The sequence below is a fragment of the Hyphomicrobiales bacterium genome (genome assembly GCA_030688605.1).
Taxonomy (GTDB): domain Bacteria; phylum Pseudomonadota; class Alphaproteobacteria; order Rhizobiales; family NORP267; genus JAUYJB01.
This window is the reverse complement of sequence record JAUYJB010000023.1, coordinates 1-8636: the sequence shown is the minus strand read 5'-3', so window position 1 is coordinate 8636 and position 8636 is coordinate 1. Positions and strand designations below refer to the sequence as shown.

General features: G+C 64.6%; 10 protein-coding genes. 5 read left to right on the top strand and 5 right to left on the bottom strand.

All coding sequences use genetic code 11. The features are described from left to right. Window positions 1-92: 92 nt before the first annotated feature. Complete coding sequence (locus Q8P46_02955) at window positions 93-1304, bottom strand: NADP-dependent isocitrate dehydrogenase (GenBank protein MDP2619128.1); 1212 nt, start codon at window positions 1302-1304, stop codon at window positions 93-95. Between the two features lie 155 nt (window positions 1305-1459). Here Q8P46_02955 and Q8P46_02950 point away from each other — a divergent pair, with 155 nt between their 5' ends. The 4 genes from Q8P46_02950 (at window position 1460) to Q8P46_02935 (ending at window position 5217) form a co-directional block, all read left to right on the top strand. After that, entirely contained in the window at window positions 1460-2245 is a 786-nt protein-coding gene (locus tag Q8P46_02950; GenBank protein ID MDP2619127.1) for an RNA methyltransferase, read from the top strand. Further along, window positions 2242-3063 carry a glutamate racemase gene (murI, locus tag Q8P46_02945; GenBank protein ID MDP2619126.1) on the top strand — a complete coding sequence of 274 codons (822 nt, stop codon included), beginning with the start codon at window positions 2242-2244 and terminating at the stop codon, window positions 3061-3063. The genes Q8P46_02950 and murI overlap by 4 nt, the downstream gene beginning before the upstream one ends. 184 nt (window positions 3064-3247) lie before the next feature. After that, window positions 3248-3865 carry a 30S ribosomal protein S4 gene (rpsD, locus tag Q8P46_02940; protein MDP2619125.1) on the top strand — a complete coding sequence of 206 codons (618 nt, stop codon included), beginning with the start codon at window positions 3248-3250 and terminating at the stop codon, window positions 3863-3865. 542 nt (window positions 3866-4407) lie between these two features. Next, a complete protein-coding gene (locus tag Q8P46_02935) occupies window positions 4408-5217 on the top strand; it encodes a hypothetical protein (GenBank protein ID MDP2619124.1) in 810 nt (269 codons plus the stop codon). Between the two features lie 57 nt (window positions 5218-5274). Here the strand turns inward: Q8P46_02935 and Q8P46_02930 are convergent, their stop codons facing one another. The 3 genes from Q8P46_02930 to grxD form a co-directional block, all read right to left on the bottom strand. Next, the gene (locus Q8P46_02930; GenBank protein ID MDP2619123.1) at window positions 5275-6186 is read right to left on the bottom strand and encodes a DMT family transporter; all 912 of its coding nucleotides are present in this window, start codon (window positions 6184-6186) and stop codon (window positions 5275-5277) included. A 16-nt stretch (window positions 6187-6202) separates the two neighbouring features. Next, a complete protein-coding gene (locus Q8P46_02925) occupies window positions 6203-6682 on the bottom strand; it encodes a papain-like cysteine protease family protein (GenBank protein ID MDP2619122.1) in 480 nt (159 codons plus the stop codon). Window positions 6683-6906: 224 nt separating this feature from the next. After that, a complete protein-coding gene (grxD, locus tag Q8P46_02920; protein MDP2619121.1) occupies window positions 6907-7248 on the bottom strand; it encodes a Grx4 family monothiol glutaredoxin in 342 nt (113 codons plus the stop codon). Between the two features lie 238 nt (window positions 7249-7486). On the opposite strand from grxD, the gene Q8P46_02915 reads away from it, so the two are divergent. Beyond that, window positions 7487-8238 (top strand): IS5 family transposase gene (locus tag Q8P46_02915; protein MDP2619120.1). Its coding sequence is split into 2 segments (ribosomal slippage): window positions 7487-7817 and window positions 7817-8238, totalling 753 coding nucleotides; the frame shifts between segments, so codons are not numbered across the junction. 137 nt (window positions 8239-8375) lie between these two features. Here Q8P46_02915 and Q8P46_02910 read toward each other — a convergent pair. Further along, the coding region (locus Q8P46_02910; protein MDP2619119.1) for a hypothetical protein at window positions 8376-8636 on the bottom strand (261 nt) is incomplete at its 5' end.

The following is an 8636-nucleotide window of genomic DNA, read 5'->3' as shown; positions in this document are numbered from 1 at the left end:
TCTTGCAAAATTCAAGGGTTAGCCTCGCTCCACTCGGCTAACACCCTGATTTTGCTTTCTCCCCCACAAGGGGGGAGAAGGTAATTGTGGCTTCAGGCCATCGCCTTTTGCAGGTTCTCGTCAATGGCGTCGAGGAAGCCGGTGGTCGTCAGCCATTTCTGTTCCGGCCCGATCAACAGCGCCAGATCCTTGGTCATCTTGCCGGATTCGATCGTCGCCACGGTGACCTTTTCCAGCGTCGAAGCGAACTTGGCGAGCTGAGCGTTGCGGTCGAGCTTGGCGCGGTGGGCAAGCCCCCGGGTCCAGGCGAAGATCGAGGCGGTGGAGTTGGTCGAGGTCTCCTCGCCCCTCTGGTGGGCGCGGTAGTGGCGCGTCACGGTGCCGTGGGCGGCCTCCGCCTCGACGGTCTTGCCGTCCGGCGTCATCAGAACTGAGGTCATCAGGCCGAGCGAGCCGAAGCCCTGGGCGATCGTGTCCGACTGCACGTCGCCGTCATAGTTCTTGCACGCCCACAGATAGCCGCCCGACCATTTCATGGCGGCGGCCACCATGTCGTCGATCAGCCGGTGCTCGTAGGTGAGCTGCCTATTGTCGAAGGCCTCCTTGAACTCGGCGTCGAAGACCTCCTGGAAGATGTCCTTGAAGCGCCCGTCATAGACCTTGAGGATGGTGTTCTTGGTCGATAGGTAGACCGGCAGGCCCCGGTCGAGGCCGTAATTGAAGGTGGCGCGGGCGAAATCGCGGATCGAATCGTCGAGATTGTACATCGCCATCACCACGCCGGCGCCCGGCGCGTCGAACACCTCGCGCTCGATCTCCTTGCCGTCCGCCCCGGTGAACTTGATGGTCAGCTTGCCCTTGCCGGGAAAGATGAAGTCGGTGGCGCGGTACTGGTCGCCGAAGGCGTGACGGCCGATAACGATGGGCTTCGTCCAGCCGGGCACCAGCCGCGGCACGTTCTTGCAGATGATCGGCTCGCGGAAGATGACGCCGCCCAGGATGTTGCGGATCGTGCCGTTCGGGGAGCGGTACATGCGCTTGAGGCCGAACTCCTCGACCCTGGCCTCGTCTGGCGTGATGGTCGCGCACTTGACGCCGACGCCGTATTGCTTGATGGCATTGGCGGCGTCGACCGTCACCTGATCCTCGGTCTCGTCGCGGCGCTCGATGCCGAGGTCGTAGTATTTCAGGTCGATGTCGAGATAGGGGTGAATCAGCTTGTCCCTGATATAGTGCCAGATGATCCGGGTCATCTCGTCGCCGTCGAGCTCGACGACCGGGTTGTCGACCTTGATCTTCGCCATCGGTTGACCTCGTCCGTGATTGTCTTAAGGAAGGCGCGCCGAACGAGCGCGCGCCCCCTATAGCATCGCGATGCTGCGCTGCAAAGTGAGGCAAATCGCGCAAGGCAGGCCAGCGGCTTGGCGGGGCGCGCGGGCGACGAGATAACAGGCAGGCCATGGCCGGAACCGACCACACGCGCAAGGCAGAGCCGACGGGCCCCGCGATCGTGCTGGTCTGCCCGCAGCTCGGCGAGAATATCGGCACGGCGGCGCGCGCCATGGCCAATTTCGGCCTTGCCGACCTGCGCCTCGTCAATCCGCGCGACGGATGGCCGAACAAGGCGGCGCGCAAGGCGGCCTCCGGCGCCGATTTCGTCATCGACGCGGCGCGCGTCCTGCCGACGCTGGCCGAGGCGATCGCCGATCTGAATTTCGTCTTCGCCACCACCGCGAGGCCGCGCGACCTGGCCAAGCCGGTGGTGACGGCGGAAGCCGCCGCCCGGGCGACGGTGGCGCGGACGGCCGCCGGGCAGACGGTCGGCATCCTGTTCGGCCGCGAGCGCTGGGGGCTCGAGAACGACGAGGTCTCGCTTGCCGACGAGTTCGTGACCTTTCCCGCCCATCCGGGCTTTGCCTCCTTCAACCTCGCCCAGGCGGTGCTTCTCATCGGCTATGAATGGTTCAAGGCGGCGGGCCTGGCCGACATCGACCTAGACAGCTTTTCCCGCAAGCAGCCGCCGGCAAGCCGCGCCGACCTCATCGCGCTTTTCGAGCATCTGGAGCGGGCGCTCGATAAGGCCGGCTTCCTGCACCCGCCGGAAAAGCGGCCCGCCATGGTGCGCAATTTGCGCGCCATGCTGCACCGCGCCCGGCTCAGCGCGCAGGAGGTGCGCAGCCTGCGCGGCGTCATCAAGGCGCTCGCCGGCGAGAAGGGCGGGCCGGGCAAGGGCGGGAGGCCATGATGCCGGCGGGCGGCGGCAATCCCTTGCTGATCTTCGATTCCGGCGTCGGCGGGCTGACGGTGCTCGCCGAGATCCGCCGCGCCATCCCCGGCGCAAGCCTCGTCTATGTCGCCGACAATGCCGGTTTTCCCTATGGCGCCTGGGAGGAAGCGGCGCTCACCGGGCATGTCGTGGAGCTGTTCGAGGGGCTGATCGGGCGGTTTTCGCCGCGACTTTGCGTGATTGCCTGCAACACCGCCTCGACCCTGGTGCTGGCGCGCCTGAGGGCGCGGTTCGTCGTGCCCTTTGTCGGCACCGTGCCGGCGATCAAGCCGGCGGCCGAGCGCACCACGACAGGGCTCGTCTCGGTGCTGGCGACGCCGGCCACGGTCGAACGCGACTATACCAGGGGGCTGATCGGCAAATACGCTTACCAATGCCGCGTCACCCTGGTCGGCGCGGAGAGGCTTGCCGCCCTTGCCGAGGCGAAGCTTGCCGGCGCGCCCGTCGACAGGGCAGTGCTCAGCGCCGAGATCGCGCCCGCCTTCGTCGAAGAGCAGGGCAAGCGCACCGATACGGTCGTTCTCGCCTGCACCCATTACCCGCTGCTCATGGACGAATTGCAGGCCGCGGCACCCTGGCCGGTCGCGTGGCTGAACCCGGCCGACGCTATCGCCCGGCGTGCCGCCGAGCTGTGGCCGGCGGACGCAGCGCCTGCCGCCGGCCCGGGGCCGGACCTGGCGCTGTTCACCGCGCCGGAAAGGGTGTCCGCCGCTTTACGCGCGGCGCTCGCCACCTACGGCCTTAGGGAAATCGCGCCGGCGCCGGCCAAAGATTGACACCGAGGCCCAAGAGCGTGTAGGGACAGGGCCGCTAGGGCGGGCCGGAAATTCATCCAGCGGCCCGCCTCGGCATTCGACGCACCCGTGGCGCCGCGGTTGAGCCTTGACCGAGGCGCCTGTCGTCCCCGAAGGGGAACAGGAGGGCGCGTCTCTCTGGCATGAGCGATGAGGAGAGACCGCGATGAGCAAGCGCGTTTCCGCGAAATACAAGATCGACCGGCGCATGGGCCAGAACGTCTGGGGCCGTGCGAAAAGCCCGGTCAACCGGCGCGAATACGGCCCCGGCGAACACGGTCAGCGGCGCCGCGGCCGGCTTTCCGACTATGGCGTTCAGCTTCGCGCCAAGCAGAAGCTGAAAGGCTATTACGGCAACATCACCGAGAAGCAGTTCAAGCGCATCTATCAGGACGCGGTGCGGCAGAAGGGCGACACGCTGGAAAACCTCATCGGGCTTCTGGAGCGCCGGCTCGACGCCGTCGTCTACCGCTCCAAGTTCGTGCCCACCGTCTTCGCGGCGCGCCAGTTCGTCAATCACGGCCATGTCAGGGTCAATGGCCGGCGCGTCAACATTCCGAGCTTCCGCTGCGCGGTCGGCGACGTGGTCGAACTGCGCGACAAGTCGCGCGACATGGCCCTGGTGCTCGAAGCAATCCAGAGCCCCGAACGCGACGTGCCGGACTATATCGACGTCGACCACAAGAAGATGACCGCCAAGCTGGCGCGCATTCCGGGCCTCGGCGAAGTGCCCTATGCGGTGCAGATGGAGCCGCACCTGGTCGTCGAATATTATTCGCGATAGTCGCATCGGCTCGCCGGCGAGCGGGTCGAATCGCGCTCGATCAAGTTCCATCTCGGCATATGCGGTGCCGGCGACGCACTTGCGCGCCGCCGTTTCCGCGCCGGTAAAGTAAACGATCGATGCACTTACTGTTGCCGCAGGGAATTTTCTGCTTGGTCTTCCGTAGTTGGCGCTTCTTATTTTTATTCTAATGTATAACCCAGCCATAGAACAGCCTTGCCAACGCTCTAAACTGTTTGTCTAATAACCCAGATTGGGGAGTCCAGTCCTCGAAGGTGGGTGCGACGATGCACGTCCGGCCAACTAAGCGGATGCGGTAGCTTCCCATATCGAGACGGCGGGGCGGCGGCGTCCCGAGCGACGGGTCGCTGCCATCTCAGAGGCCTCGCTGGACGCTGCGCAGGCCCGCGCGCGCAGCGCCGATCATCGCCAAATTCGCGCTTGGGCACGTCGATCGACCGGGACCGGGAAGGCGCGGAATTTGAGCTGAGTTGGAACGGACCCAAGGAAGTTCAGTAAATCCAATAGGGAGGACTGATATTATGAGAGCTTGGCTTATGCGCCGCATACCTGCGTCCTTGTCGGCCGCCGCGACCCTGGTGGCCGCACTGTCGATGATGTCTTTTGGAGCGCTCTGGCTGCCTGCGGTCGCGCAGGAAGGTGCGCAGGCGGCCAACGAGGAGGAAGGCCACGCCCACGACGCGGGCGATATCTGGGCCATCGGGCAGGGCGGCCTCCTCTATGACAACTGGTACGCGGTCACCGCGGCCGACGCACCTAAGGATACTCATTTGGCCTATCCCGCAGAGGGCAAGCAGAAGGGGGCTGCCACATGGCGGTGCAAGGAATGCCATGGCTGGGACTATAAGGGCGCGGACGGCGCCTATGGCAAAGGCTCCCACTTTTCCGGCATCAAGGGCGTGACGGGCGTCGCCGGCATGGAGCCGGAGAAGATCCATGAGATCATCATGAACGAGACGCACGGCTTCACCGAGCAGACCATGCCCCACACGGCGATGGAAAAGCTGGCGCTCTTCCTGAGCAAGGGGCAGATCGACATGGACCGGTACATCGACCGCGAAACCAAGAAAGCGCGCGGCAATCCGCTCCGCGGCGCCGCCTTCTTCCAAACCATCTGCGCGGTGTGCCACGGCGCTGACGGGAAGGCCATGAACTTCGGCAGTGAGCAGGAGCCGGAATATGTCGGAACCATCGGGTCCGACAATCCCTGGGAGGCGCTGCACAAGATCCGCTTCGGCCAGCCCGGCGTGGGCATGGTCTCGATGATGGTTCTGGACGTCAATGATCAGGTGGACATTCTGTCTTACATGCAGACGTTGCCCACCGAATAGGGCGGCAATTTCTCGCTTCGAAATCGCCGGCACCTTCGGGTGTCGGCGATTTTTTCATCACCCTTGCGGCAGGCGCGGCGCGCGGCCGGCGCGGCGGCAGATGACGATGCCGGCGAGCACCAGCACGGCGCCGGCGATCTGCAGCGGGCCGAGATGCTCGCCGAACAGAAACCAGGCAAGCCCCGCCGCCACCACCGGCTGCACCAGCAGCGCCACCGAGGAGAATGCCACCGGCACGTGGCGTAGCGCATAGGCGATCATGTTCTGCCCGCCGGCCTGGCAGATCAGCGCCAGCGCGACCAGCACCAGCCAGCCGGTGAGCGTGGCGGCGAACAGCACCTCGCCGGAGACGAGCGACAGCGGCAGCAGCATGAGGGCGGATAGCCCGCTCGAGACGGTCATGATACGGGCCGTCGAATGGGTGCGCCGCAGGCGGCCGATGCTCATCAGATAACCGGCGTAGACGATGGCCGTGAACAGGCCGAGCGCGTCGCCGGCAAGGTTGCCGGCAGCGAGCGCCGAGCCGCCGCCGACGAGCGCCGTGACGCCGCCGATCGACAGGATGAGCCCGGCGAGAAACGCCGCCGTGACCCGCTCGTTGAAAATCAGCCAGCTTGCCAGCGTCACGAAGATCGGCGCGACATTGGCGAGCAGCGTCGCGTTGGCGACCGAGGTCAGCTTGATCGACCAGTGCCAGGAGGCGAGGTCGGCGGCGAAGAAAGCGCCAGCGAGCAGGAACAGCGGCCAATCGGAGCGCGGCACGGGCGACGTTTCGGCGCGGCGCCCGCGGCCACGCGGCTGGCTCATCAACAACAGAAACGGCACCGCCAGGGCGAGGCGGTAAAACGCCGTCGGGATCGGCCCCACCTCGCTCAAGCGCACCAGGATCGGCGCAAATGCAATGGCCACCGCGCCGGCGATCAGCGCGGCGAAGGGAACGAACGCCGTCGCGCGATCGCGAGCCGTCATAGCGAAAGTATTAGCTTCAAGAACGCTGGACGTCGACAACGGCGACGAAATCGGTGAGCAGCCGCTCCTCCAGCGTCAAATTGCGGATCGAGCCGTCGGCCGGATCGCTGACGATCAGGTCGCTGACGAACAGCTGCCCATCGGCATCGATGCTCCAGCGCATCTCGGTGAGCACGGTGGCGTGACCGAGGGTGCCGACGATCAGGGGCCGATTTTCAGCCAGCGCCTGCGCCGCCAGCTTGGGAAGCTCGATGTGATGCAGGGTCAGGCGCTGGCCGCTGGCCCGGAAGCGGCGGCCGCGATTGTCGACCCAGCTGCGGTTGATGTCGCGCATGACATCGTCCACATGGCGCGGCACGTCGACGATCCGCCCCCAGACCTCCTCGACGATACGCTCCTGGCTCGTCGGGTGGCCGTAATATCCGAAGATCATCGACAGGGAGGCAGCCCAGCACCACTGGGCGCGGTTCTGGCGCTGGGTCGTCTGCGCGTGCATCTGGGCATACAAACGCGAACGGCACCAGCGGGTGCCGTCGGAAAGGGTGCAGATCTGCGCGGTTTTGCCAGCACGGGACACCCCCGCCACGGCCAACGCGGCCGCGCCAGATAGAATTAGTTTCCGCCGATCAAAATACACCACTGTCCCGCGTCCGCCTCACGAGAACTACGCGAGGTAGAATAGGCGCGATAGCCGGCGCTGGCAACGATGAAATGCCGTCCTCAAGCCTGCGCGACATTGTGCTGCGGAACGCCCTTCTCGGCGAGAAGGGCGGCGATCTCGCCGCTCTGGAACATTTCGCGGACGATATCGCAGCCGCCGATGAATTCGCCCTTCACATAGAGCTGCGGAATGGTCGGCCAGTTGCTGTACTCCTTGACGCCCTGGCGCAATTCGTCGGAAGCGAGCACGTTCACGTCCTTGTAGTCGACGCCGAGATAGTTGAGGATCTGCACCAGCTGGCCGGAAAAGCCGCACTGTGGGAACTCCTTGGTGCCCTTCATGAACAGCACCACGTCGGAGCTCTTGACCTCGCCGTCGATCCACTTGGCAATTTTGCTCATCTTGACTGTCCCTTTCGTTCCGCCGGGTTCAAGGTCCGGCGAGCGGTGGCGGGTTAGATAGCGCAGGCGGCCCTATCCTGTCCATGGCCTGCGGGCGGCACGCACCAAATGTCGATTGCGCCCTGGCTTATTGAGCGTGATCTTTTCGGAAAACCGGTTCCCGCTTTTCCGGATCACGCTCTAAGGCCTGTTGAGATTCGGGATTCCATCTCGATCTTGTTTGTGATTCAAGCTTGGGATGGAACGATTCGTGCTGACGGACGCCCAATGGGCGAAAATGGAGCCGCATTGCCTGGGCAAGCCGACGGACCCCGGGCGAAGCGGCAGCGACAACCGGCGCTTCGTGGAGGCGGTGCTGTGGGTGGTGCGCACGGGCAGCCCCTGGCGCGACCTGCCCGCCGTCTTCGGCAAATGGAACACAGTCTTCAAGCGATACCGCGATTGGGTGAAAGCCGGTGTTTTCGTTCGGCTTTTCGAAGCGTGCTCGGATGAGCCGGACATGGAGTACGCCATGGTCGATGCCACCATCGTCAAGGTCCACCGCCACGGCCAGGGCGCAAAAGGGGGACTCAAAGCCAGGCCATAGGCCGCTCCAAGGGCGGCATGACCACCAAGATCCTTGCCCTCACCGACGCGCTCGGCAACCTCGTGCGCTTCGAACTGCTGCCCGGCCACCGCTTCGACACGCTCGGCGTGCCGCCCCTCCTTAAGGGCGTCTCTTTCGATGCGCTGATCGCCGACAAGGCCTTCGACAGCGATGCCATCATCGCCGACCTCAACGAGCGCGGCGCCAAGGTCGTCATCTCCCAGCACCCGCGCCGAACCAAGCCCAACCCTTTCGATGCCGAGATGTACAAATGGCGTCATCTGATCGAAAACTTCTTCTGCAAACTCAAGGAGTTCAAGCGCATCGCCATGCGCGCCGACAAAACCGACGAGAGCTTCAAAGCCATCATCCATCTCGCCGCCGCCGTCATCAACTCACGATGAATCTCAACAGGCCTTAGATTGTCCTGTCGAGCCTGAGCCAGGCCCAGAAGGCGAAGCAGCCGGCAATCTCGGCGACCGCGGCGCCTGCGTAGGCGAGGATCGAGGCTATCGCGGTCCGCCCGACAGGGTGGCCGGCTTCAGTTCGTCTTCGCGGCCTGGTGGCTGTGCGGATGGTCGCCGAATTCGTCGTGCAGGAGCTGGTCATGGGTCGTGAAATGGACCATGAACCAGTCGTTCAGATGCTGCACCAGAAGCTGCTCGAAGCGCAGATAGGAGCCGTGGCGATAGGTCTCCATGATGTGCCGCAGCTCGTCGAGCAGGCGCTCATGATCCTGTTTGTGGGCTTCGTAATGGGAGTAGGACTTTTCCTCCATGAAGCGCTCGTCGAGCGCGAAGTG

Excerpts from the sequence above, each read along its gene's own strand:
- rpsD (MDP2619125.1), top strand. The coding sequence starts at position 3,248 with ATGAGCAAGCGCGTTTCCGCGAAATACAAGATCGACCGGCGCATGGGC.
- grxD (MDP2619121.1), bottom strand. The coding sequence starts at position 7,248 with ATGAGCAAAATTGCCAAGTGGATCGACGGCGAGGTCAAGAGCTCCGAC.
- murI (MDP2619126.1), top strand. The coding sequence starts at position 2,242 with ATGATGCCGGCGGGCGGCGGCAATCCCTTGCTGATCTTCGATTCCGGC.
- Q8P46_02955 (MDP2619128.1), bottom strand. The coding sequence starts at position 1,304 with ATGGCGAAGATCAAGGTCGACAACCCGGTCGTCGAGCTCGACGGCGAC.
- Q8P46_02925 (MDP2619122.1), bottom strand. The coding sequence starts at position 6,682 with ATGCACGCGCAGACGACCCAGCGCCAGAACCGCGCCCAGTGGTGCTGG.
- Q8P46_02935 (MDP2619124.1), top strand. The coding sequence starts at position 4,408 with ATGAGAGCTTGGCTTATGCGCCGCATACCTGCGTCCTTGTCGGCCGCC.
- Q8P46_02950 (MDP2619127.1), top strand. The coding sequence starts at position 1,460 with ATGGCCGGAACCGACCACACGCGCAAGGCAGAGCCGACGGGCCCCGCG.
- Q8P46_02930 (MDP2619123.1), bottom strand. The coding sequence starts at position 6,186 with ATGACGGCTCGCGATCGCGCGACGGCGTTCGTTCCCTTCGCCGCGCTG.